The sequence below is a fragment of the Actinomycetospora lutea genome (assembly GCF_028737205.1).
In the GTDB taxonomy this organism is placed as follows: Bacteria; Actinomycetota; Actinomycetes; order Mycobacteriales; family Pseudonocardiaceae; genus Actinomycetospora; species Actinomycetospora lutea.
Genome location: NZ_JAQZAL010000007.1, coordinates 26,360 through 49,651, shown reverse-complemented (window position 1 = coordinate 49,651; position 23,292 = coordinate 26,360). Strand labels below are relative to the sequence as shown.

Annotated in this window: 25 protein-coding genes; 8 read left to right on the top strand and 17 right to left on the bottom strand. The window is 71.8% G+C overall.

The features are described from left to right. Positions 1 to 3: 3 nt before the first annotated feature. The 6 genes from PHK61_RS09690 to PHK61_RS09665 all read right to left on the bottom strand — a co-directional run bounded on the left by PHK61_RS09690 (position 4) and on the right by PHK61_RS09665 (position 3,491). Entirely contained in the window at positions 4 to 354 is a 351-nt protein-coding gene (locus tag PHK61_RS09690) for a hypothetical protein (RefSeq protein WP_274280759.1), read from the bottom strand. Beyond that, the gene (locus PHK61_RS09685) at positions 351 to 581 is read right to left on the bottom strand and encodes a hypothetical protein (RefSeq protein ID WP_274280758.1); all 231 of its coding nucleotides are present in this window, start codon (positions 579 to 581) and stop codon (positions 351 to 353) included. The genes PHK61_RS09690 and PHK61_RS09685 overlap by 4 nt, the downstream gene beginning before the upstream one ends. After that, entirely contained in the window at positions 578 to 1,843 is a 1,266-nt protein-coding gene (locus PHK61_RS09680) for a hypothetical protein (protein WP_274280757.1), read from the bottom strand. Before PHK61_RS09680 ends, PHK61_RS09685 begins: the two co-directional genes overlap by 4 nt. Continuing rightward, the gene (locus tag PHK61_RS09675; protein WP_274280756.1) at positions 1,840 to 2,199 is read right to left on the bottom strand and encodes a WhiB family transcriptional regulator; all 360 of its coding nucleotides are present in this window, start codon (positions 2,197 to 2,199) and stop codon (positions 1,840 to 1,842) included. Before PHK61_RS09675 ends, PHK61_RS09680 begins: the two co-directional genes overlap by 4 nt. Then, positions 2,196 to 2,609 carry a hypothetical protein gene (locus tag PHK61_RS09670; RefSeq protein WP_274280755.1) on the bottom strand — a complete coding sequence of 138 codons (414 nt, stop codon included), beginning with the start codon at positions 2,607 to 2,609 and terminating at the stop codon, positions 2,196 to 2,198. The genes PHK61_RS09675 and PHK61_RS09670 overlap by 4 nt, the downstream gene beginning before the upstream one ends. A 105-nt stretch (positions 2,610 to 2,714) precedes the next feature. Further along, on the bottom strand, positions 2,715 to 3,491 hold the full coding sequence (locus tag PHK61_RS09665; RefSeq protein ID WP_274280754.1) for a GntR family transcriptional regulator: 777 nt from the start codon (positions 3,489 to 3,491) through the stop codon (positions 2,715 to 2,717). Between the two features lie 75 nt (positions 3,492 to 3,566). Between PHK61_RS09665 and PHK61_RS09660 the strand changes: the two genes are divergently transcribed. Next, on the top strand, positions 3,567 to 3,989 hold the full coding sequence (locus PHK61_RS09660) for an NUDIX hydrolase (RefSeq protein ID WP_274280753.1): 423 nt from the start codon (positions 3,567 to 3,569) through the stop codon (positions 3,987 to 3,989). A gap of 26 nt (positions 3,990 to 4,015) precedes the next feature. Here PHK61_RS09660 and PHK61_RS09655 read toward each other — a convergent pair whose 3' ends face one another. The 4 genes from PHK61_RS09655 to PHK61_RS09640 are packed head-to-tail and all read right to left on the bottom strand — an operon-like array spanning position 4,016 to position 9,100. Beyond that, positions 4,016 to 6,091 (bottom strand): AAA family ATPase, encoded by a 2,076-nt coding sequence (locus PHK61_RS09655; protein WP_274280752.1) that lies wholly within the window; start codon positions 6,089 to 6,091, stop codon positions 4,016 to 4,018. Beyond that, positions 5,989 to 6,549, bottom strand: coding sequence for a hypothetical protein (locus PHK61_RS09650; RefSeq protein ID WP_274280917.1), 561 nt, complete (start codon positions 6,547 to 6,549; stop codon positions 5,989 to 5,991). The genes PHK61_RS09655 and PHK61_RS09650 overlap by 103 nt, the downstream gene beginning before the upstream one ends. Beyond that, positions 6,546 to 7,925: a hypothetical protein gene (locus tag PHK61_RS09645; protein ID WP_274280751.1), complete on the bottom strand. Its 1,380-nt coding sequence runs from the start codon at positions 7,923 to 7,925 to the stop codon at positions 6,546 to 6,548. The genes PHK61_RS09650 and PHK61_RS09645 overlap by 4 nt, the downstream gene beginning before the upstream one ends. 59 nt (positions 7,926 to 7,984) lie before the next feature. Then, complete coding sequence (locus PHK61_RS09640) at positions 7,985 to 9,100, bottom strand: rolling circle replication-associated protein (RefSeq protein WP_274280750.1); 1,116 nt, start codon at positions 9,098 to 9,100, stop codon at positions 7,985 to 7,987. A 1,040-nt stretch (positions 9,101 to 10,140) separates the two neighbouring features. On the opposite strand from PHK61_RS09640, the gene PHK61_RS09635 reads away from it, so the two are divergent. Then, positions 10,141 to 10,299, top strand: a complete 159-nt coding sequence (locus tag PHK61_RS09635; RefSeq protein WP_274280749.1) for a hypothetical protein — start codon at positions 10,141 to 10,143, stop codon at positions 10,297 to 10,299. A 180-nt stretch (positions 10,300 to 10,479) separates the two neighbouring features. Here the strand turns inward: PHK61_RS09635 and PHK61_RS09630 are convergent, their stop codons facing one another. The 7 genes from PHK61_RS09630 to PHK61_RS09600 form a co-directional block, all read right to left on the bottom strand. Further along, positions 10,480 to 11,523, bottom strand: a complete 1,044-nt coding sequence (locus PHK61_RS09630) for an alcohol dehydrogenase catalytic domain-containing protein (protein ID WP_274280748.1) — start codon at positions 11,521 to 11,523, stop codon at positions 10,480 to 10,482. Between the two features lie 168 nt (positions 11,524 to 11,691). After that, positions 11,692 to 13,536, bottom strand: coding sequence for a helix-turn-helix domain-containing protein (locus PHK61_RS09625; RefSeq protein WP_274280747.1), 1,845 nt, complete (start codon positions 13,534 to 13,536; stop codon positions 11,692 to 11,694). 56 nt (positions 13,537 to 13,592) lie between these two features. Next, on the bottom strand, positions 13,593 to 14,495 hold the full coding sequence (locus PHK61_RS09620) for a helix-turn-helix domain-containing protein (protein ID WP_274280746.1): 903 nt from the start codon (positions 14,493 to 14,495) through the stop codon (positions 13,593 to 13,595). 284 nt (positions 14,496 to 14,779) lie between these two features. Continuing rightward, positions 14,780 to 16,030, bottom strand: a complete 1,251-nt coding sequence (locus tag PHK61_RS09615) for a helix-turn-helix domain-containing protein (RefSeq protein ID WP_274280745.1) — start codon at positions 16,028 to 16,030, stop codon at positions 14,780 to 14,782. Continuing rightward, positions 16,027 to 16,377 (bottom strand): PAS domain-containing protein, encoded by a 351-nt coding sequence (locus tag PHK61_RS09610; protein ID WP_274280744.1) that lies wholly within the window; start codon positions 16,375 to 16,377, stop codon positions 16,027 to 16,029. The genes PHK61_RS09615 and PHK61_RS09610 overlap by 4 nt, the downstream gene beginning before the upstream one ends. Further along, complete coding sequence (locus tag PHK61_RS09605; RefSeq protein ID WP_274280743.1) at positions 16,362 to 17,936, bottom strand: CheR family methyltransferase; 1,575 nt, start codon at positions 17,934 to 17,936, stop codon at positions 16,362 to 16,364. Before PHK61_RS09605 ends, PHK61_RS09610 begins: the two co-directional genes overlap by 16 nt. Positions 17,937 to 17,950: 14 nt before the next feature. Then, on the bottom strand, positions 17,951 to 18,952 hold the full coding sequence (locus PHK61_RS09600; protein WP_274280742.1) for a chemotaxis protein CheB: 1,002 nt from the start codon (positions 18,950 to 18,952) through the stop codon (positions 17,951 to 17,953). A gap of 142 nt (positions 18,953 to 19,094) precedes the next feature. Between PHK61_RS09600 and PHK61_RS09595 the strand changes: the two genes are divergently transcribed. The 6 genes from PHK61_RS09595 (at position 19,095) to PHK61_RS09570 (ending at position 23,254) form a co-directional block, all read left to right on the top strand. Continuing rightward, complete coding sequence (locus PHK61_RS09595) at positions 19,095 to 19,409, top strand: hypothetical protein (protein ID WP_274280741.1); 315 nt, start codon at positions 19,095 to 19,097, stop codon at positions 19,407 to 19,409. A 58-nt stretch (positions 19,410 to 19,467) separates the two neighbouring features. Continuing rightward, on the top strand, positions 19,468 to 19,875 hold the full coding sequence (locus tag PHK61_RS09590) for a hypothetical protein (protein ID WP_274280740.1): 408 nt from the start codon (positions 19,468 to 19,470) through the stop codon (positions 19,873 to 19,875). A 50-nt stretch (positions 19,876 to 19,925) separates the two neighbouring features. Beyond that, the gene (locus tag PHK61_RS09585) at positions 19,926 to 20,582 is read left to right on the top strand and encodes a TetR/AcrR family transcriptional regulator (RefSeq protein ID WP_274280739.1); all 657 of its coding nucleotides are present in this window, start codon (positions 19,926 to 19,928) and stop codon (positions 20,580 to 20,582) included. Positions 20,583 to 20,663: 81 nt separating this feature from the next. Next, on the top strand, positions 20,664 to 21,104 hold the full coding sequence (locus PHK61_RS09580) for a VOC family protein (protein WP_274280738.1): 441 nt from the start codon (positions 20,664 to 20,666) through the stop codon (positions 21,102 to 21,104). A gap of 2 nt (positions 21,105 to 21,106) precedes the next feature. After that, complete coding sequence (locus PHK61_RS09575) at positions 21,107 to 21,799, top strand: DUF3159 domain-containing protein (RefSeq protein ID WP_337993951.1); 693 nt, start codon at positions 21,107 to 21,109, stop codon at positions 21,797 to 21,799. Positions 21,800 to 21,982: 183 nt separating this feature from the next. Beyond that, on the top strand, positions 21,983 to 23,254 hold the full coding sequence (locus PHK61_RS09570; RefSeq protein ID WP_274280736.1) for a hypothetical protein: 1,272 nt from the start codon (positions 21,983 to 21,985) through the stop codon (positions 23,252 to 23,254). Positions 23,255 to 23,292: the final 38 nt, after the last annotated feature.

Sequence of the window (23,292 nt, the reverse complement as noted above, 5' to 3'; positions counted from 1 at the left end):
GGGTCAGTCCTCCGAGAGCCGGCGGCCGAGGTGGCCGAGGTGGTTGTGGGCGTGGGTGAGGTGGCCGGCGGCGCCGCCGAGCGCGGCGCGGGCCTCGTCGACCTCGGCTCCGGCGAGCTGGAGCAGCCAGGCGACATCAGCGCCACGGTCGTCGTAGTGCTCGACGGGGTCGGCGCGACGCAGCGATCGCGCCAGGAAGTCGAGGACCTGGGGGAGGCGCCGGGCCAGCTCGACGAGGTTGCCGACGACGACGGCCGACTGGGGCCCGTCGAGGACGCCGCGCATGGTCGCGTGGTTGGCGCTGCGGACAGCGTCGGCGGCGCGCTCAATGTCGCGGGCCAGGAGGTTGGTCATCGCTGGACCTCCTGCGGCGGGACGTCGGCGGCGCGGTCGGTCGCGGCGCCGAGCTGGTGGGCGAACTCGCCGGCGCTGCTGGACACGGCGGGCCCGAGGGTGGGGAAGGCGGCGAACAGCAGCACGAGGGTCACGACGCCGGAGACGAGCGCCGGGGCGGCGCGGCGGCTCTTGATCAGGAGCGCGGTGACGAGGCCGGTGATGATGACGATGGCGATAAGGTTCATCGGTGGGCCCGCCGTCCGTGCGCGGCGATGCGGTCGCAGTACTCGCTGTAGTCGCCGAGGTAGGCCACGCGGATGCGCTCGCAGTCGCGGCCGAGCCCGGAGAGGTAGGCGACGCCGGGGTCCGCGTTGGCGTGCTCCTGCCCGAGGGCCCGGGCGTCGGTGCCGTGGAGCATCTCCAGTGAGTCCGCCGGGACGCGGAACGACAGCCGGAGGGCGAACTGGTCGCGGGCGTAGCCGCCGCCGACGGCGGTGGCCTCAAAGCGCTGGGCCAGCATCAGGACCCGGAACGCGGCCTTGCGGCCCTCGGAGAGCAGCCGCAGCACGGCGGTGCGGATGCGCTCGCCGACCGGGATGCCCTCGCCGCGCTTGGGCTTCGGTAGCCCGTCGGCAGCCCGCAGCAGGCCGGGGAACTCCTCCAGCACGACGAGGACGGTCGGAGCGCTCGCCGTCGGGTCGATCTTGTCCCGGCGCGGCGGGATGGTCTCCAGGCGGCGGTCCATCTTGGCGACCAGGTCTTCCAGGAGGACGGCGTGGGCGGCGATGTCGCCGGTTCCGACGACTTGGTGCGGGCGGTGGGCGGTGTCGTCCCAGGCGCGGCCCAGCAGTAGTCCGGTGATGTCCGAGCCGGTCACGAGGACGTCGGGGGCGGCGGCGAGCTGGGCGAGCAGCCCGTAGGTGAACACCGACTTGCCGGAGCCGTTCATGCCCTGCACCGCGAGGTGGGCAGGGTCGGTGAGGGCGTGGCCGAGGGTGGTGGCGTCCTCGGTGCGGCCGAGGATCACCGACTCGGCACCGGAGGTCACGGTCACCGGCGGGAGGCCGAAGCCGTCGCGCAGTGGGTCGGCGTCGAGCAGGTGGAGTCGCACCCAGCGCCCGGCGATCGGTTCGACCCGCAGGGCGTGGGCGCCGAGGGTGTGGGCGAGGCGGGCGCCGTTCTCGCCCTTGGTGAAGTCGGCCGGTTCCTGGCCGGCCATGAGTTCGACGGTGAACGAGGTGGGTGGGCCGAGGCGGACTTCCCCGACCCGAGGCGTGCGGATCGTGACGCCGGCGGCGACGTGGACGTACTGGCAGAGGGCGATGCCGGTGCAGGCCTCGCGGAACGCCGCCTTGAGGGAGGCGGCGAACGCCAAGACGGAGGCTTCGTAGTCGCGGCGGGCGCGCTCGCCGCGGAGCCGGGCGAATAGCCCGGGGCGGTGGGCGCCGGGGCCGCGGGTGCGCCCGGAGCGGTGCTCGAGGCGTCGGGTGTGCTCGAGGGCGGTCATAAGAGGGTCCTCTCGGTGCAGGCGGCGCAGAGCTGGCCGTCCACGGCGGGCATGGGGAACAGCAGCGCGCAGCCGGAGCACATGGGTTCGACGTCGGCGACCGGGTCGGGAACTCCGGCCAGACGGGCGCGGCGGATGGCGCGGCGGTCGGTGGGGGTGGTCGCGGCCCACAGGCCGTAGTCCTGACCGGTGTCCAGCGCCCAGCGCAGGCACTCCGTGGCGACCGGACAAACCCCGCAGATCGGGGCGACGGCGATCCGATGGCGGGCGACGATGGTGCTGGTGTCGTCCTCGGAGGGTGGGAAGAACAGCTCGGGGTTGGTGTCGCGGCAGGCCGCGTCGGTCTGCCAGGTCATGACGCCGCCTCTTCGGACTGGGGCGCCTGCTTGGCGCTGCGGGCGCCGTTGCCAGTCGCGGACAGTGGCCGGACCTCCTGGGCGCGGTACCAGACCTGCGCGCCGATGGCCTGGCCCTCGCGGTTCTTCTTATCCATGACGCCGATCTCGAAGCCCACGAGCTGCACCGGGGTGGCCGGGGCGAGGTCCTCGCCCGGGTCCCGCTCGGCGGCGATGCCGACGGTCACGATCTCGTTGGTCGGGCGCCCGAACTGCCGGAAGCACGCCGCGAACTGGAGCTGCCACTTGGGCAGCCCGTCCTTGGTCGTCTCCTGGCGGTAGTTGTCGCCGAACGCCGTCTTGGGCCCGGACGACAGGAACATCAGCCACTCGAAGGTGGCGGCCTGGTCGATGACGTAGTTCTGGATCACTGGTTCTCCTCGCACGAACTCCTCTAGACGTCTTGAGACTAGCAGCAGTCACTTAGTCGTCTAGGGGACTTACGCGAGAAGTTATGTGGCTGTTGTCCGCACAGGTCAGCGCGCTGGGACCTCGTACTCCAGTACGTAGGCGGGCGCGGCCTTGAGGGTGTCGCAGACCTCCAGCGGTCGACCAGTCGTGTCGTAGGCGGTGCGCACGAGCACGACCACGGGCACGCCGTCGGTGAGCTGGAGTCGGCGCCGTTCCTCGGCGGACGGCATCCGGGCGGAGATTTCCTCGGTGAAGTGGTCCAGCTCGAAGCCCATGTCCTCCAGGCGCGCGTAGATGCCGCCGGGGCCGGTGTCGGCCTCGACGATGCGCGAGCCGGCGGCGACCGACGCCGGGAGGTAGGAGACCGCCGTCTCGACCGGTTGCCCGTCGGCGAGGTAGCGCCGCGAACGGACCACGACCTCCTCGTCGTCGCCCAGCCGCAGCCGGTCGCGAATCTCGGGCGTGGCCGGGCCGGTCGACACCTCCAGCTGGTCGACGTTGGGCGTGAAGCCGGTCTTCTGGGCCTCGACGCTGAACGCCGCGAGCCCGGCCTCGCGGTGGCGCCGGGCGAAGCGCTCCGAGGCGAGGCGGCGCACCTGAACTGGCTGGCGGACGAACGTGCCGCGGCCGTGCTCGGCGACCACGCGGCCCTCGTTGCGCAGCTCCTGGACCGCCTGGCGCACGGTCATGCGGGCGACGCCGTAGTGCTCGATGAGCTCGGCCTCGCTGGGCAGCTTGTCGCCGGCCACGAGGTCCCCACGATCGATGGCGGCTCGGAGGTGGTCGGCGATCTGCCGGTACGGCGGCCGGTCGTCGGCGCGGTCGATGACCCCGAGCTGCACGACTCCTCCAGACGACTGGACGTCTACGATCGGTGCTGAACGCTACCGAACGGTGACGAACGTCAGGAGGCGACAGTGGCGGACACGCCCAAGCACTCGGTCAGCGTCGCCGGCATCGTCGTCGACGACCAGGACCGCGTCCTCGTCATCCAGCGCCGCGACAACGGGCACTGGGAGCCGCCCGGCGGTGTTCTGGAATTGGGCGAGCGCCCTGAGGCCGGCGTGGAGCGTGAGGTCCTCGAGGAGACCGGTGTCCGTGTTGAGGTCCTCCGCCTTTCAGGGGTCTACAAGAACATGCGGAAAGGTGTTGTTGCACTCGTGTTCCGTTGTCGGCCTCTCGTGGGAATCGAGCGGGCCACTTTAGAGAGTCGTCAAGCGAGGTGGGTGTCCAAAGCGGAACTGCGAATGCTGATGGATGAAGCGTATGCAGTCAGAGTGGACGATGCGTTCAGCCAAGAGGTGGCCGTTCGTTCACACGATGGGCTCTCTCTACTCTGAGCCCGTACTCGTTTTCCCGTTGTTCGCTAGGTGTCTTCCACTTCATCAGCCTGCTCGCCCTCCAGGGTTCTGACCTTTGACGGTCCGGGGTGTGGCACTGCGTATAGAACGGGATTGGTCTCGTAGTCGAAGAAAATCTCTTGCCAGCGTTTCGCGTGTCGACTGGGGAGCTTATTGTCGGCGACAATGATCTGTACAGTGGACTTGTAAGTCTGGGCGAGAATGTCTAGCTGACGGTACAGATTCTCGGCGAGGTCTTCGTCCGCTCCGATCGACTTGCGCGGACTATCAATTATAAGCAGCCGCGGGTGATCTAAGCTCGTATCTCTTGCGGCCGTCGCGAGCAATGTCACCCAGTAGGCGACGATGAGGGCCGTCCGGATGCCGCCCGTACTGACTTCGTCGAAGGGAATGTCGTCGACGACGGGCAAGTAGTTTCGGGACGATATATGGGCTCTCGTTACGCTAGGGATCCCTAAGGCAGAAACCGTGCGCTGATACGTTTCGCTGATATCTGCAAAGAACTCCTGGCGAGACGCCTCGAGTGCGCGACTCTGCTCTGCGATTCGGGAATTCAGATCATCCATTGATTGCTTTGCAGTCTTCGTCGCGCGGGAGAGATCTTCGACAGCGTCCCAAAGTCGAAGACTCTCCTCTAGGGCTTCAATTCTCGTCTCGGCTTCTGCTGCCCTCGCGGATGCGTCAGCGAAGGCCTGCAGGCGCGGACTCACGAGGTCTCGTGTGCGCGCATCAACTTCATCTGCCAAGGTGGCGATATTATCGGTCAGCTTCCCGATGTGCGCCTCTACGTCCATCCGTTCGGAAGTCGAGGCCGCAAGGAGTGCCTGAATTTCCTCGGCCTGATTCTCGAGCTGACGGAGTTCGTACGTGTCGGCCTCCGACGCGTCGTCGTCCATCGGCTGTACGGTGTCGGTTTGCAGGCATAACGGGCATGAATCATGAGGGATATGAGCTCGTCCTTTGAGCGACTGGTTGCATCGCGGACAGACTACAAACTCGATCGCTGCCAGTCTTCGGCTAGCGTCCCACATTCTGTTGAGCCGGCGTTCCTCTTGGCGTACGCTCGCAAGAACGCCTCGCCGCTCTTCTAGATCGCGGTCGATCTCCTGGAGGCGTCTGCGCTCGATTTCCAAGCGTTCCCGAGATTCGGACAAGAGGTCTCGCGCAACATCAACTCTAGAGTCGTCCGGGTCTGCTTCCTCTCGCAATCTCTGCAAAGTTGCACGGCTCCGCTGCAACTCCAGCGTCACACGCTCCTGCTCTAATACGGCTTGCTCGCGGCTTGCCGTTTGGACGTCGCCCAGGAATTTGCGGATACGTACTTCATCTGCTCTTGCTTTGTCGAACTCTTGAGCCGCGACCTGTGCATCGGCACGGAGCTTGAGCAAGTTGACATCGCTGATCCCGAAGAGTAGCTCAAAGGCCGTGCGTCGCTTGGGTGCTCTGTACGAATCGCTGTGATGAACGATGCTGCGATCGATCTCGGGCTGATCAACGTATAGGTAGGGGTAGATGTCGTTGAAAGTGATGCGAGGAGGCGTCTTGGTGCTTCTCGACTGAGCGGAGGCTCGGGCATCTGTCGGCAGTTGTAGAGCCTCCAGGAGAAATGCGCTGATCGAGTTTTCTTGTGCCGGCTCTGCGGAGTACTCGCCTACGCGTCCACGGGAAGTCCGGTCAGTAACGGTGACGAAGCCATGCCGATCGTTGAAGCTGGACGAAGCCACAGGGCGCTGGAGGGTCAAGCTCGAGCGCCCAAGGGTGACGTCAAGTGACACAGACATAACGTGTGCGTCGACCACCGGGGTCGTACGGGCGTTTCCGCCCAATGCGTACTTCACTAGCTCAAGCAGAGTGCTCTTGCCCGTACCTACAGGTCCAGATAGTACCGTGAGCGGGCCGTCAAAGGAGTACTCGACTGGGCCCCCGTCGGTGTCCACTCGTATTCGATCGATCCTAAATCGAGCGCTCACCGGATCACCTATCGCTGTCGAAGCGCGACAACTTCCGGAAGATTTTGATAAACAGCTTCCTTGAGGCGGTTCCCGTTCCAGCTTCCGACGTGCTCTGCGACAGCATCGCATCGCAGGGCAATGTCAGACCACGCTTGGCTTTCTCGCAGTTCGCTAGCAAATCGACGTCCTTGGGCTGTCATTCGAAGCGCTACGCTTCCGGCCCGCCCCTTGCTGTAGGCGGCCAAACCACACCCGACGAGAGCCCCAATGATTGGGTAATACCTGTCATCCCACGGGCCATACTTGTATCGAATCATGGGAGACTCTGTTTCACGCCGTTCGTCGTCGCTCGGCTCTAAGCGTTCGTCGCTTGAGCTGGCGGGAATAACTCGCTGAGCCATTGCAGGATACCTCACGAGAAAGTCAAGCTTTGCCAACTTCGTCAGCCCATCGAGTTTCTTCCCAGTTCCTTCGGCCTTGCAGACGGAGTCGAGCAAGAGCAATATTCGCGCCTGATGGTAACGCATATCATTCTGCGCTATACGTGCGGCTGCGGATTCCTCGTCGAAGTCTGCAGGGCTGCTCACGCGGGCTCACTCCCTGCTCGGTTCATCTCTGCAAGTTCAGCCCGCGCCTGAGGGATGTTGAACTCGGGACCGAACCAGACAACGCACCTACTGGCGAGATCACAGACTCCACCGAGCACGGCGCCATCGTCTTCTGGATCAATTTCTAGCAATGCAAAGTCGGTCGCTCTAATTCGCTGTGTGAGCAATCGCCACATGGCGCGCCCGTAGCCGTTGCCATCTTGAGCTTCGCCCATGGCGTCGTCGGCCGCTACGCTCGCGATAGTGCGAAGCCTATGTTCTGCTATTGAGAATTTCGCGCTCGCACCGGGTACATCGGCGGTGCGTACGCGTCTCAGTGCCCTCCAATTCCCCGCAAGGTCCTCGGCCACTCGCACGGTCGTGACCGAGCACCCACCCTTTATAAGCTTTATCGCAAGCGTCGTTAGTGCGGTCCGTTCATTGGGGGCTTCGTAAGCGCCTGGATTGCTTGCCGCGTGCCTCAGGGCCTCTTCGACGTCCGCAATACTCACCCGGCGTCTTCGAAGCTCCCTCGCCTGGGCACGACCAGGTGATTCGTGCATCGCGATCGAGAGAACTCGGTCAAGGTCACCGAGGCGCGTGGGCCCCCTAGATTTCATCCGAGCCCTGAACAGGTCCAACACCACTGTCCATCCCGCTCGAGGCGAGAGGTTGTCGAGCGACAAGAGCGCAAGAACTGGTTCAACGTACTTGCTCGGAGCAACGTGCGCGATATCGTCGCGGTGAGGTCGCGAGCAGTCGACTACTAGGAGTGCCAGGAAGGCCTCGACCGACGCGTGCAGCTGGGGGTGTGGGGTCGTGTCATTTCGAATCTTTGACGTAGGGATGATCCGCCACTCGTCCGGCAAGTTGGCGAGTTCAGCGTTCCTGAGAAACAAGATACAGACTCTTTGGACGCACAGGCCTGTCTCAGCTTCACTTTCGTCGTCATCCATTCCGTGCCGTAGGCATTCGCAAGCTTTATGCAGGGACGCTGCATCGCCAGACTTGAGGCCTGCGTTGGTCACGATCCTGCACGAGAATTTCTCTCCGAATGCACGCCATCTCGCGAAAAGATGCGCCAGACCGCCATCGACGATAAGCGCCGTCCATGTCCAGGCGCCCTGCGAGTTTTCGCGATGCTTCACGGAAACAAGCTCGACGTTGTCGTCCGCAACGCAGGCATAGTCCTCGTGATGCTCACATATGATCGACCTGGCCGACATCATGAGCGTTGGCGCAGGGTCCGTCTGCTGGCCCGCGAGTTGCGCCAGTGCGTCCACCGCGGCCGCGGCCGCCTGCCAGTCGAACAAGTCCGCCGTACGTGCGCCAGCGTCTTCGAGGGCGGGCGTAGTCAGGTACCCGTCGATCGACAACTAGCCCCCCGTGGATCTACAGCACCGCCCTCGACGCATCGTTGCACGTGTACGTGCTGTTACGGACCCTTTCGCTCGGCGCTGTCGGCGTGGAACATTGCCTTGACAAACGCGGGGCCGTGGCTGACGGCAACCCATCCGCGGTTGCCGTTGGTCATGAGGCGGACGCGCGACCGAGATCGCCGGTGGCGGACGCGCCCGGTGGCCTGGGCGACGCGGGGCCTCCATCTCTGCTGCGCCCGGCGCTGCGCCTTGGCCCAGCGGCGGGCGATGCGACCGGCGCGGATGCCGTCTTCGGGGGAGACGTGGACGGTGTGGACGGCGCGTTGGAGGGTCCAGACGCCCCAGAAGCGACCGGGCCCGGTGCCGGGTTCGGACCACTCGGGTGGGACGTGGTGCTGGTACTCCTTCGAGGCCATCAGCCCGTGCTTGGTGAAGTAGGCCGCGACCCGGCGTGGGTCGGTCGCGCGCAAGCCCTCGGCGTAGTCCAAGGCAGTGCCGGCGCGCTCGTGGCGGCCGCGCTGCTCGGGGTCCGGATGGTCGACGACGTCGGCCCACGCCGCCGACAGCCACACCGCGAAGGTCTCGCCCGTGGTCCTCGCGCGGCCGTGCGGCGGGGTGCAGAGCATGTGCACATGCGGGGCGCCCCGGCGCTGGAACTCCAGCTTCCACACGCACGCCCACTCCTCACCCCACGCGCGGAAGTAGCGCTTCCGCAGCGCCTTGAGGTGCCGCTTCAGGTCCGCGCCGGTGGGCACGACGGTGAGCCAGTCCCCGGGGTAGGTCAGCGTCACCATCGCCGGCAGCCGGCCCGAGGCGTAGAGCGGGGTGTAGTCCAGCTCGCAGAGCCGGCGCACCATGCTCGCCCTGCTCTTGCGCGACCACGAGGTGATCGCCGTGCGCGGGGTCGGCGGCTCGGGCCACTCCCCGGTGGCAATGTGCGTGGCCACCGCAGCGTCGATGTCCTTCACGTGCGCGGCCCGCGCCCGCTCGGCCGTGCGCTCCCGGCGCGCCCAGTCCCGGCAAGCGACCGCGAACACGCCCGGTCCGACGGTCAGCTCCCACCGCGGCCCTTCCGCAAGGGTCCCGGGCTCCTCGCGGACCGCAGGCAGCATCGCGGCCGCCGCGTCGACGAGCTCGGGGGAGGGGAACGCCGGGGTCCACAGCCCCGCCACCGAGTCCGGGACCGACGTCTCGTCGAGATCGTCAGGCCCGGTGTCGGCGTGGTCGCGGGGCCCGCGGCCCGATATGGCACATAGAACAAGCCCAAGCGGCCGGCCCTCGGCTGGCGCCGGGGCGGCGGCCGGGTCCGTCGCGACCGGCTTACGCCGGTCGCTCCTGTCTTCGACCCGCTGCGGCGTGCCGGCCACTCCTACCCCGGCCGCCCACGACGACAGCGAGGAGGCGGGCGCTGGCGTGTAAGTGCGCCACGGATCAGGCAGGGCAGGCAGCGACCGCCGCGACGACCGAGCCGGCGACGACGCCGAAGACGAGCGGAACCGGGTTCTCGAGGTGGGGGAGGGGGACACGGCGAGGCCTCTCGGAGAGGCCGTCTCGCGGAGCGTGTGACCGGATGCGGACGCGCGGCATCGCCACAGGACCCGGCGGGGTCTTGCGGTGGGCGCGTCAGAAGGCCGTCTCGCGGCCCTGGCGGTCAGACCGGCGAGACGGCGACGGACGGGATCAGCGGGCGGGAGGTGTGAGCCTTCGGCGACCAGGCGCTCCGCCCTGGACCAGGGCACCGACCTCAGGAGAGGGGGCCGGAGCGCCCCGCGGGTCGGGAGTGCGGTGGTGGTCGGGACGGGGTCTCGCCCTCGTCGGCGCTTCCGGGGTCTGGCAGCCCGCTCGCACCGCCGCAAGGGCCAGGTTCAGCGAGCAGTTCGGCGGTGTGGACGAGGTGGCCCTTGCCCCGGCACGATCGACCTGTCCGAGGCGACCCCGCGCCGCCGAGGGAGAGACCCCGAGGCCGTTCCGTGCGGCGGGCGCCGTGTAGCAGCCGTGTAGCAGCGGCAGGCGATCCGAGGCGGACCAGCGGGACGCGATCAGACCGGGAACCCGGCCCAGCTTGGCGGCTCGTACTTCTCTAGACGAGTTGCGTGGCCCTTGTAAGCGAAAGGTCCGGGGTTCGATTCCCCGCGCCGGCTCCAGCCTCCGGGATCGCGTCCGGATGCCCGACGGCTCGCCGGTAGCGGTCCCGACGAGCGAGGAGCGCCCCGTGCCCGACCACGACGACCCCGACCCCACGGGCGAGAACGAGATCGTCGACCTCTCGGTGTGGATCGCGCACCAGGACGTCGTGGACCTCGCCCGCTACGCCCGCGCGGCCCGTCTCGTCCACGGCTCCTTCGGGCGGCACCTCGTCGACGGGCAGTAGTCGCCGCAGCGACCCGCCACACGGTGGACGAATGTCCGCGGAGATCCGTTGACGAGCAGCCTCGACGTCCCCTGCGAGACGTCCGCGAGGGGGCAGACATGATCCCCGGCGCCGCGCACGCCTGCGGCCCGCCCGGCCACCGTGCCGGTGACCGTGCGGGCCGTCGTCCTGGTGGCCTGATCAGGGCGTGATGACGACCTTGAGCGCGAGGTTCGCCGCCGCGTTCGCGAAGACGTCGTAGGCCTCGTTCATCTGGTCGAACGTGAACGTGTGCGTGCCCATCTTCTCGGCCGGGATGCGGCCCGAGGCGACCATCTTCAGCAGGGTGGGGATCGAGACGGTGTCGACGAGGCCCATCGTCAGCGTGACGTTCGAGATCCACATGTCCTGCATCGGCAGCTCGACCGGCGTGCCGTGGACCCCGATGTTGGCGATCGTGCCGCCCGGGCGGACCAGCGAGGCCGCCGTCAGGAGGGTCTCGGGGTAGCCGACCGCCTCGATGGCCACGTCGACGCCGAGCCCGTCGGTGAGCGCGACGACGTCGCCGACCGTGCCCGGCCCGACCTCGACCGCGTCGGTCGCGCCGAACTCCACCGCCTTCTCCAGGCGGAACTTGTTCGAGTCGACGGCGATCACCTTGGACGCGCCCCACAGCCCGGTGGTGAGCACCGCGGACAGGCCGACCGCACCGGCGCCCACGACGGCGACCGTGTCGCCGGGGCGCACGCGGCCGGCCAGCACGCCGACCTCGTAACCGGTGGGCAGCGAGTCGGCGAGGAAGATCGCCTGCTCGTCGCTGACGCCCTGCGGGACGGCGTAGAGCGAGGTGTCGGCGTAGGGCACCCGTACGAGCTCGGCCTGGGTGCCGTCGATGAGGTGGCCGAAGATCCAGCCGATGCCGCCGACCGTCTGGCAGTGCGACGGCATCCCGCGCTGGCAGTACTCGCACCGCCCGCACTTCGTGATCGCCGGGACGAGGACCCGGTCGCCGACCGAGAACCCGCGCACGGCGTCGCCGACCGCGGTGATGGTGCCGACCGCCTCGTGCCCGAGGATGCGCCCGTCGGTGACCGCGGCGACGTCGCCCTGCAGGATGTGCAGGTCGGTGCCGCAGATGGTGGTCGTCTCGACCTTCACGACGACGTCGGTGGGCTCCTGCACCGTCGCGTCGGGGACGTCCTCCCAGGCCTTGTTGCCGGGGCCGTGGTACACCAGTGCCTTCATCGTGCGCTCCCGTCGTTCGCCGCCGATGCCCCGGCCGCTCCCCGGGACGCCGAGGACCGACGCTAGTGGCGTGGGACACACGGGCCTGTCCCATGATGGGACGTCCCGTCCGGCCTCCGACGACGGCGGAACGATCACTGACCCGGTTCCGGGACAGACAGATGCGCCTCAGGCGATGTAGCTGATCCCGAACGCGTCGATCTTGCGGTACAGCGAGGAGCGGGCGATCCCGAGCATCGCGGCGGCCTGGTAGCGGTTGCCGCGTGCCTCGTAGAGCGCCTGGATGATCGCGTCCGCCTGCGCGGTCTCGAGCATCGTCAGGCGCGGGCGGCTGGTGAAGCACAGGGCCGGCAGGTCGGGGGCCTGGATGACGCCCACCGGCTTGCGGGCGACGACGTAGCGCAGCACGTCCTCGAGCTCGTTGATGTTGCCCGGCCACGCGTAGCCCTCGAGCACGCGGATGACCTGGTGCGACAGGCGCAGCGAGCGCCCGCCCCCGATCGCGCGGAGCACCGAGAGCGCGATGTCGGCGAGCTCGTCCGCGCGGTGGCGCAGCGCGGGGACGCGGACGGTCTCGTGGAAGTGGCGCAGCAGCAGGCCGTACGGGCGGCTCGCGTCCACCGAGGTCGTGTCCAGGCACGCGACGACGACCACGTTCGGCGAGCGCGCCAGCAGCAGCCCGAGGTGCTCGTCGAGCCGCCGGGCGGACAGCGGCGTGACCCCCTGCAGCCCGCGCAGGACGACGAGGTGCGGGCGCGCGGGCGGCCGGTGGACGAGGCGCTCGAGCGGCTCGGCGGCGCGCGCCCCGTCGTCCGAGGCGTCGGTGTCGACGACGGTGACGGTGCCGTCGCGGTGCAGCCGGACGAACTGCTCGACGGCCAGCGTGCGCTTGCCGACCCCGGCCTCGCCGACGAGCACCTGGTGGCGACGCTGGCCCAGGTTCGCGGCGAGCTCCTGGCGGGCGCGCAGCGACGGGGTCAGCAGGTCCCGGTTGGCGCGCACCCGGGCCTCCGCGTGCGCGCGCTCGGCGGGCCCGGCGCCGCGCACGTCGGCGGCGAAGTCGCGCCGCGAGGTGGGCGCGACGTGCGAGCCCTGCCGGCGCCGGCCCTCGGCCTCGCGTCTGCTGTGCTCGTCGACCGCGGGCCATCCGCCCACCACGCACCCGACCAGCCGGTCCTCGCAGCGGATCTCCCGGACCGCCACCTCCGCGCAGCCGCCCGAGGGCAGGTCGACGTGGTACGGGTCGTCGGGGCTCTCCAGCGCCAGGCCCGCGAGGGCCAGGTCGGCGAGGACCTGCTGGTCGGCGGGCGGGAGCCGGCGCGCGCCGGCGCCCAGCACGAGGTCGTCGCCGTCGGTCGCCACCACCCACGAGGCGCCCTCCGCGGCCGCGGCGGCCAGGGCGTCGTGGACGGCGAGGATCCGCCCGCGCCGGGCGGCCGCGTCCTCGTCGGCGATCTCGCGGGCCAGCGCCCGGGCCAGCGGGAGGTCGCGCACGGCGCCGTCCTCGGCGTGGCGCACGACGACGACGGCGAGGTCACCGGGGTCGACCGGGGCCGCGGCGCCGGCGAGGACACCGAGTGCGGGATGCAGATGCTCGGGGCCCTCGACGGCCGCCGCGACGCCCTCGTGCAGGGCGATCGCCGCCGCGGTCGTGCCGACGACGTGCTCGCCGTGGGCGCACCCGGGCACGACGCGCAGCGCGTCGAGGATCTCGGCGAGGGCGGCGTCACCGTCCCGGCGCACCAGCACCGTGCCGTCGCCGTCGACGACCAGGACGGTGGCGTCGAGGTCGGGGTCCCGGGCGTGGACGCGGTCGGCGACCCGCTGCGCGGCGACGGCCCGGGGTCCCTCGGGCAGGGCCCGCACGGCCGGGGTGAGGCGTCCGACGTCGAGGCCCCGCGCGCGCTCCCACGACGCGAGGACAGCGGGGCGCACGACGCCGGGCGCCACCGCCTCGCGGCCGTGGCGCAGGAAGCGCCGTCGCGCGGCGTCCACCTCCCGCGCGTGGCCCACGTCACGACACGCTAGCCCGCGGCTGGGGCGGTCGCCCAGAGGTCGGGGCCCAGAGGTCAGGCGCGCAGGGTCTCGCTCGGCGAGCAGCCGTAGCGCTCCCGGTAGGTCACCGAGAAGCGCCCGGGGTGGGTGAAGTGCCAGCGCGCCGCGATGTCGGCGACGGTCTCGCCGCTGGTGCGCGCGTCGGCGGCCCGCAGCTCCTGGTGGGCGCGGGCGAGGCGCAGCTCGCGCAGGTAGGCGAGCGGGGTGGTGTCCCGCCAGCGCCGGAACGCCATCTGCAGCCCGCGCACCCCCAGGCCCGCGGCGGCGGCGACGTCGGCGACGTCCACGTCCCGGGCCGCGTGCTCCTCGAGGTAGGCGATCGCGCGGCGCAGCGTGGCCGGCTCGGGCGGGCCGGCCTGCTCGTCGGACGCCGTGCCGCCGAGCTCGTCGAGCACCTGCTCGGCACAGGCGAGCACCGTCTCGGCGTACCGGTGCGCCCGCTCGAGGAGCAGCTCGAACGCGGCGTCCGGGGTGACCTGCTCGTGGCGCGCGAGCAGCGCCCGGGCCGCCACCACCGTGTCGCGGGCCCGCCCCCCGGGATCCCCGCCGCCGGGCTGCTCGTGAGCGGCGAGGCGCCGGCCAGCGAGACGCGCCACCTCGCCGGCCACGGCCCGGACCTCGGCGTCGAACGCCGCCGGGATGTCGGCGGCGAGGGTGAGCGTGCCGCCGCCGGGGCCGAGCGGGAGCACGAGCAGCGACGCCGGGGAGCCGACACCCTCGCGCCGCAGGGCGGGCCAGCGGGCGTCCGACGCGGCGTCGTCGACGACGACGGGGACGCCCGAGCGGGCCGCGGTGGCGCGGGGACCCCGCCCGACGGCGTCGGTGGCGGTGACCGGCAGCTCGCCGGCCGACGACGTGACGGTGGCGCCGTGGCGCACCGGGACCGCGATCTCGGCCCACCGCACCGCTGCGCACACGCGCCGCGCGTGCCGGCACAGCCGTGTCAGGTCCGGGACGGGTACCTGATCGGCGTCGAGTCGGAGCGGGCCGAGCCGAGCGGTGTGGTTGGGCGCCGGCGGAGCGGTCGAGTCCATCGCGGTCCTCTCGGGACGAGGAGAGCGCTGAAGATCGTCTCCTGTGCCGCGGCCACGGCGCGGCGAGACGACGGCTGGGACGTCAACCGATGGGTGGCCATCTTATCGCGGACGACCGGACTCCCCTGTGCCAGATCGGACGACGCGTGGACGCCCGGCGCGGGCGATCAGGCGCGCAACGTCTCGCTCGGCGAGCAGCGGTAGCGCTCCCGGTAGGTCACCGAGAACCGCCCGGGGTTCGAGAAGCGCCAGCGGTGCGCGACGTCGGCGACGGTGGTCTCGCGGGGGTCCGCGTCCCGGAGCTCCTCGTGGGCCCGGGCGAGTCGGATCTCACGGAGGTGGCCCAGCGGGGTGGTGTCGCGCCACCGGCGGAAGGTCGTCTGCAGGCCCCGCACGCCGAGGCCGGCCGCCGCGGCGACGTCGGCGACGTCGATCTCCTGCGCCGCGTGCTCCTCGAGGAAGGCGATCGCGCGCCGCAGGGTCGCGGGCTCGGGCGACCGGGGGACGCCGTCGTCCCCGGGCGGGCCCAGCTCGTCGACGACGTGGCGGGCGCTGTTGAGGATGGTGCTGCCGGCCGACGTGGCCCGCTCCAGGAGCGCATCCACCCCGCCGGTCGGATCGAGGCCGAGCCTGCGGGCCAGCAGCGTGCTCGCGGTGATCACCAGCGAGCGCGCCCGGCCGGCGTCCCGCGCGCCGTCGTGGGTGAGCAGGACGACGCCGTGCGCCGCGACCTCCCGCGCGACGGCGCGGACGGTGTCGTCGAAGGTCAGCGGCTCGTCGGCGGCGAGGGTCAGGGCCCCCCAGATACCGAGGGGGAGCACCAGGAAGCTCGCGCCCGGCGACCGCAGGCCGGGCCACCGCTCGACGGTGTCCGCGTCCTCCACGGTCAGGCCGGCGCCGGTGCGGAGCACCTCGGCACGGGGCCCGGCCTGCAGCGCCTCCACGGTGCCGGCCGGCAGGTGTCCGGCCGTCGCCGTCAGCACGGCACCGTCCGCCGGCGGCACGGCGAGCTCCGCCCACACCACCGGCCCGGTGACCGCGAGGGCCTGCCGGGCCAGGCGTTCCAGGTCGGCGAGGGGCACGTCGGCCGCGGCCGGGCGGACCGCTCGACGCGACCGGTCGCGGGTCTGCCGGACGCCGCCCATGGTGGCGCGGTTCGCGCGGCGCGCCTCGTCGGCCTCGCCGCGCAGCGCCCGCGCCGCCGCCCGCGCCAGGGACGCCTGGGTCGCCGCGACCATGCGGTTCTCCGACGCCTCGGGCCCCTCACCGGTGACCGCGCGGTGGTCGGGTTCGTCGATCGTCTCGAGCTCGGCGGAGATGTCGTCGAGCAGGTCGGCCACGTGGTCGACGTCGACGTCCGTCGAGGCGGGGCCCGGACCGGGCCCCGCCTCGCGTCGGCGTCGATCGGCGGTGCTCACGACGTCACCGTGTCCTCCGGCCCGAGCTCGGCCGTGGTCGGCCCCGTGCCGTCGATGTGGTCCATCAGGATGATCGCGCCGCCGGGGAGGCTCTCCCGGCCGGTCAGCGGGGACACGGCGACGGCGAGCTGCACGGAGCGTCCGCGCCGGTTGATGGCCTCGGTCCGCAGGGGATCCTCCCGGGGCACGTTGCCCGCCAGGACGTCCCGGACGAGCGGGCGCACGCGGTCCATCGCCAGGCCGATGTCGAGGTTGAGCAGATGCTGGCCGACGGCCTCCTCGCTGCGCACGCCCCACAGGTCGTCCGCGCGGCCGTTCCACGCCTGCACGATCAGCTCCGAGTCCACGACGACCACTGCTGTCCGCAGGCTGCCCAGCACGGATTCCAGGAAATCATTGGCGCGGTCGAGCTGGCCCGAGCGCTCGCGCATCTCGTCGTCATGGACTGGAGCTCGTCGTTGGTGGACTGGAGCTCCTCGTTGGTGGTCTCGAGCTCCTCGACGGTGGACTGGAGCTCCTCGTAGGCGGTCTCCACCTGACGGTGGGCCGATTGGAGCTCGACGGTCATCCGGCGGTAGCGGGTGACGTCGGTGAAGAACAGGGCGATCGAGACGCCGTCCTCGCTGTGGGCCTCGAGCGGCACGATCTGGATGTCGAAGACCAGGGTCTCCGAGGTCGAGCGCGAGAACTCCGCCTCGTGCTGCCACATCGACGTCCGGTGGCGCCGGACGTCCTCGAACGACGAGCGCAGACCGGTGATCCGGTGACAGATCTCCAGGTCGGGGAAGCGGCGCCCGATCTCGCGGGGGGACACCCCGAGCTGGGCCTCGGCGCGCTGGTTGGCCTTGGCGACCACGTCGTCGGCGGTGACGACGATCGTCGCGAGCGGGCTGAACAGCAGCGTCTCGTCCTCGAGCGCCGCGTCGCGACGGCTCTCGGCCTGCCCGTCGCGGCCCGTGGTGACCGCCCGCCGTCCAGCCTGGGTGACCTGCTCGGACTTGCGGAAGAAGCGGCGCTTGAGGTCGATCGGCAGGAACAGGCGGCCGTGGCTGAGCAGCATCTCGGCCTTGCCCAGGAACATCACGCCGGCCGGGTTGAGCGCGAAGTGGAAGCGCCGCAGGACCTGCGCCTGCGTCTCGGCGTTGAGGTACATCAGCGTGTTGCGGCACACGAGCAGGTCGAGGCGCCCGATCGGTGCGTCCTGCACCAGGTCGTTGCGACCGAAGATGACGCTGCGCCGTAGGTCGCCGCGGAACGTGTAGCGGCCCGCGGAGCGCTCGAAGTACCGGTCCCGCCACTCGTCGGGCAGGGCCTGCAGCTCCCGGTCGCCGTACGTGGCCTGGCGCGCCGTGGTCAGCGCGTCCTCGTCGACGTCGGTGGCGTACACCTTCACCCGCTGGCGGAACTCCTCCACGCCGAGCGCCTCGGCGAACACCATCGCCAGGCTGTAGGCCTCCTCGCCGCTCGCGCACCCCGCCGACCAGACCCGCACCGACTCGCCCCGGGCCTTGGGGGCGAGCAGCTGCGGGACGATCTCCTCCTGCAGCTCGCGCCACGCCTCGGGGTCGCGCAGGAAGCCGGTGACGTTGATCAGCACGGTGTTGAACAGGTGCGTGAACTCGTCCTGGTCGACCTGCAGCACGTCGAGGTAGTCGCTGAAGGAGCCGACCCCGATCTGCTGCATCCGCCGCGTCACCCGCCGCCAGATGCTGGACCGCTTGTAGCCGGTGAAGTCGAAGCCGCGGCTCTCCTTGAGGAACTCCAGCAGCGACTCGAACGCGGCCTCCTGAGCCGCGTCCTCGGTGGCGTCGCCGGCGGCCCCCTCGGCGGCGTCGTCCCCGGGGTCCTCGACGACCTCGTCCTCGACCAAGTCCTCGACCTCGACCCGGGCCCCCCCCTCGTCCACGGGTTCGTCCCCGCTCATGCGCTGTTCCCGGCCTTCCGATCGGCGAGGAGATCACGAACCAGACCGGCCGAGTGCAGTGCGTAGTGGGCCGCCTCGCGGGCCCGCCCCGCGACCCGCTCCGAGCCCCGGTCGGACGCGGTCCGGGCGATCCGGTGCTGCAGGTCGGCCTTGTCCTCCAGCGCCTGGAGCGCGGTGAACAGCGCCCGCTCGATCCCGTCGTCCTGGACGCCCGAGAGGCTCTGCTCCGACCACGCGTGACCGACCCGGCACCGGTAGCGCAGCATGGTGTCCTCGCTGAGATCGAACAACGGCCCCGAGCAGTCGGGGCACACCAGCCCGGCCGGCGGACCGGGGGGCTTCTCCTGGTCGTCCACGCTCGCTCCCGCTCTGGTGAGGGCCACCTCGCGCACGATCTCGGGGCTCGGACGCAGGCCCCCGTGGACCGGACGCCCGGCGAGCTCCCAGAACAGCGCGCCCATCTGGCCGACCGGCCGCACGATCGCCCCCGGGACCTGGTCGAGGGCCGCTCGGGGCATCGAGGGGTAGAGGGCCTCGTCCGGGTCCTGGACGACGGCCGTCCCGCCGTGGCGCACCATCGCCAGCAGGCCCGCCGCCCCGTCGTCGAGCAGCCCTGAGAGCACGCAACCGGTCGCGTTCGGGCCGACCTCGACGGCGAGCGAGCGGAACAGCGGGTCGATGGCCGGGCGGTGCCCGTTCTCCCGCGGTCCCCGGGAGACCTCCAGCCGCCCGTCGACGAGCAGGAGGTGGTGGTCCGGCGGGGCGAGCAGGACGCTGCCGGGCGCGGGGCGCTCGCCGTTCTCCGCGTGCCGGACGGGGAGCGCGCAGCGCTTGTCCATGAGGTGCTGCAGCACGGTCGGGGCCTCGGCCGGCTGGTGGAGCACGACGAGGACGAGCGCCGGCAGGTCGGGGTCGAGGCTCCCGGCGAGCTCCAGCAGCGCTTCCACGCCGCCCGCCGAGGCACCCACGCCGACGACGACGGGCACGTCCGGTTGCATCAGGCGCCTGCCTCTCACGCGACGGCTGTCGGCGATGTCGCTGGACGGCTGCGAGACGTCAACCGGGTGGGTGGGCCATGCTAGTCCCGAGAGGCCGGCGTCGGGGCACACGGTGCCGGTCACGCGCCGGCGTGGAGGACCCGTGGACGAGAGCCGGCAGGACGAGGTGCGGTCCGTCGTCGCCGACCGGCGCACGGCCCACGACCAGGCCGAGGACCTGCGGCGGCGCATCGCGGACCTCGCCGGGAGGATCGCCGAGTCGGAGGACACGGTCGCGGATGTCTACGAGGAGTGCGCGCGCCTGCGTCCCCACGCCGCCGAGCGCCTGCTCGCGGGCGCCCGCCGGGCCCGCGACTACGCCGCGCGGGAACGCGCGTTCGTGCGCGGTGAGGCCGGGCCGCCCGGGCGGCCGGACGCGGAGACCGCCGGGGACGCGGAGCCCGACGGGACGGGGTGAGCCCGGGAGCGCGCCGCGGGCCCCGGCGCCGACCGCGGTCGCCGCTACGCTGCCGGGCATGCCCATCGGGACCGCCGCCGGCGAGGGCGGCGCCGCCCGCGTGCGTCGCGCGGGGTGGCTGGTCACCGGGGCGGCGCTCGTCGTGGCCGCGGCGACGCTGCTGGTCGTCGGTCTGGTGCCGCCGGGTCCGGGCCGCACGACCGCCGTGGTCGTGGCCGTCGTCCTGGCCTTCGTGCTCGCGGCGTGGCGCTCGGTCCGGGCCCGCCGCGACACCTCGACCGTCGCCGGCCTGCGCCCGATCTCGAGCTGGCTCGCGGTGTTCGGCTGGGCGGTCACGATGTTCTCGTCGCTCGTGGCCCTCGCCGACCCGACCCACGGCGGGCGGGCCGTGGTCGCGGGGCTGCTCGCGGGCTGCATCCTGGTGCTGGTCGGGCGGGCGAGCGAGCACGTCGGCACCCGGTCCTGACCTGCGCTTCACTGGCCGCTCGCCCCCCGCGGTGCGAGGCTGGGGCGACCATGGGCGACGCACCGGCCGGGGAGGCCACCGACGACACCCCCGTGGACGGGCGTGCCGCGCGGTGGGCGGGGCACCGGGAGGCCCGGCGGCTCGAGCTGGTCGACGCCGCGGTCGCCGCCATCGGCGAGCACGGGCCCGAGGTCACCACCGAGCAGATCGCGGCGCGCGCGGGCGTGTCCCGTCCCGGGCTCTACCGGCACTTCGAGGGCCGCGACGACCTGCAGAGCGCCATCGCCGCGCGCTCGGTCGAGCGGCTCGTCCACGAGCTGGAGCCGGTGTGGCGCCCGTCCGGGCGCCCGTTCGAGATGCTGGCGAAGGCGCTGCGGGCCCACCTCGGCTGGCTCGAGGCGAACGCCAACGTCTACCGCTACCTCAAGCGCACCTCGTTCGGCACCGGCGGCGAGTCCGCGACGACCAACGTGCGCGCCACCGTCGCCGAGCACGTCGCGGGGATGCTCGTCGACGGGTCGCTCGGGGCGGAGCTTCCGGCGCCGGTGGCGCACCCGCTCGCCTTCGGGCTGGTGGGGATGGTCGACTCGGCGAGCGCCCACTGGCTCGACGACCCGCACGGAGCGACACGCGACGAGCTGGCCACGCAGCTGACCGAGGCGTGCTGGGCGGTCATCCGGGTGACGGTCGGCCCGCTCGAGGTGTGATGAGGGTGATCGGCCCCGCGACCGGGGGAACGGCGGCCGTGCGCGACGATGGAGGCCCCGCCGGAGAGAGGATCTCAAGGCATGGCGATGCGCCGCTCGTTCCCCACCGTCCTGTCCGACCGGCTGCCCGAGACGCGGGACTTCTACGTCGCGCTGCTCGGTTTCCGGGTCGCCTTCGACAGCGACTGGTACGTGGCGCTCACCCGCGCCGAGGGTGACGACGTCCACGAGCTGGCCATCTGGGCGGTCGGCCACGAGCTGGTGCCGCCGCCCTACCGGGCCGAGCCGGCGGGGGTGATCCTCACGTTCATGGTCGACGACGTCGACGCCGTGCACGCCGAGGCCCGGCGGCTGCGCCTGCCGCTGGTGGCCCCGCCGCGCGACCTCTTCCACGGCCGGCGCCAGATGCTGGTCACCGACCCCAACGGCATGCTCGTGGAGATCGCGAGCCCGAGCACGCCGTCGCCGGCCTTCACCGCCGAGCTCGCGCGCCGGGGCCGCGCCGCCGAGCCCCTCGGTTGACCGTGCCCGACGACCCCGGACCGGCGGGGGCGCGCGGCGAGCGCGCCCGGGAGGTCGATCCCTTCACCGAGCTCCTCGGGGGGCGGGGGCAGACCGTCGACGCGTCGGTGCCCGGCGTGGTCTTCGTCGCGGTCTGGCTGACCGCCGACGCGCTGGCGTGGGCGCAGCCCATCCTGCTCGGCGGGATCGCCGCGGTCGTCGTCGCGGCGATGATCGCGGTGTGGCGCCTGCGCCGGGGCGAGCGCCCCCGCGCGCTCGCGGTCGGCCTGCTGCTCGCGGTCGGCGCGGCGCTGCTCGCGCTCTACACCGGCCGCGCCGAGGACTTCTTCCTGCCCCGCATCGTCGCCAACGCGGGCAGCCTCGTCGCGTGGCTGGTCTCGATCGCGGTCCGGTGGCCGCTGCTGGGCGTCGTCGTGGGCACGCTCACGGGCCACCCCACGCTGTGGCGCCGGGATCCCGACCTCCTGCGCGGCTACAGCCGCGCGAGCTGGGTGTGGGTGGGCCAGTACGCGCTGCGCGTGGTGGTGTTCCTCGGGCTGTGGTGGGCCGGGCAGACGGCGGCCCTGGCGGTCGCCCAGGCCGTGCTGACGTGGCCGCTCGTGGTGGTGTGCGTCGCAGCCTCCTGGCCGGTGGTTCGGACGGCCCTGCCGCCCGGGCATCCGGGTCCACGGCGCCCCGTCGTGCCCGATTCCTGAGCCGTTCGGTCGAGTCATTGGGCTGGACGGTGGGACGTGACTGCGTCCGAGGGTGAACGCTCTCACCGGGGGACAACGCGGCACGATGGTGGGCGTCGTCCCTAGTGGTCGGCGGGTGCGTCGGATGACGCGGGCGCGCCCCGGACCTGCCCGTGTTACCCCGATCCGTGCGCACCGGGAGCCATGTCACCAGCGAACCCTGAAGAGAAGTCCGAGTCCGCGTCCTCCGGTATCGGCCTGACCTTCCCGCAGATCATCGCCAGTGCGCTGGCCGCCGCGACCGCGGCGATCCTCGGGTCGTTCATGGGCGTGCTCGGCACCATCGGCGGCGCGGCGGTCGCCTCGATCGTCAGTACCGTCGGATCGGCGCTGTACCAGAAGTCGCTCGAGGTCACGCGCGACCGTGTCAAGCAGCGCCTCGTCGTGGCGGGGCCGAACAACACGCGGGTGGCCACGGCCGTCGGGAAGATCGCGGGCGGCGCCTCGGCCAGGTCGTCCGCGCCGCCCGCCCCGACGCGGGCCCCGCAGCCCGGCCCGCCCGGCCGGCCGGTCGCGGGTCCGCCCACGCCCGGTCCCGGCGTGCCGGTGCCGCCGGGGCAGCGGCAGGTCCGGCCCGGGATGCCACCGGCCGACCCGACACGCCGCGTCCCCGGGGCCGCGGGCCCGCCGACCGGGCGTCCCGGCCAGCCGGGGCAGCCCGGCCAGCCGGTGCATCCGGGCCGCGTGGCGCTGCGCGTAGAGGGTGCGGACCCGACGCGGGTGCACTCGCGGGTCGACCCGAACGGGCCGGCGACCTCGCTCGCCCCGGGCGCGCCCGGGGCGCCGACCGAGGTCCGCCCCACCGCGTTCATCCCGCAGAGCCGCCAGACGGGCACGCCCCCGGGCGGCGGGCCGACCGCGGTGATGGGCCAGCCCGGGTGCCCGACGGGCCCGGGCGGGCCCGGCGGTCCCCCGGTCCCCCCGGGTGGCGACGACGCCGTGACGCGGGTCGCGCCGCTCGAGCCGGAGCCGGCGCGTCGCCGATTCGACCTCGCCGGCATGCTCGCCGTGCTCAAGGGCCTCGGGTGGAAGACCTGGGTGACCCTCGGCGGCGTCGCCGCGAGCGTGTTCGTCATCGCCCTGCTCGCGACGGTCGGCGTCGAGACCGCGACCGGGCACCCGCTGTCCGGCGGGTCGAGCGGGACGTCGGTGGGCAGCCTCTTCGGTCAGGAGACCGGCACGTCCGAGGCCACCACCGCGCCGTCCGACTCGGCCACCGAGGACACGGACGCCCCGAGCTCGACGACCTCGTCGAACCTGCAGGACGAGCAGGGTGGGGGCGCCGGCGGCACCGCCACCCGGCAGCCCGGCACCACGACCTCGCAGCAGCCGACGCGCAGCTCGCAGAGCGGGGGCCTGCCGAACCTCCTGCCACGCGACGGCAGCGGGTCCGGCGGCGGTTCCACCAACGGCTGAGATCCCGCCCCGGCTCCCACCGACGGCCGGACGGACGC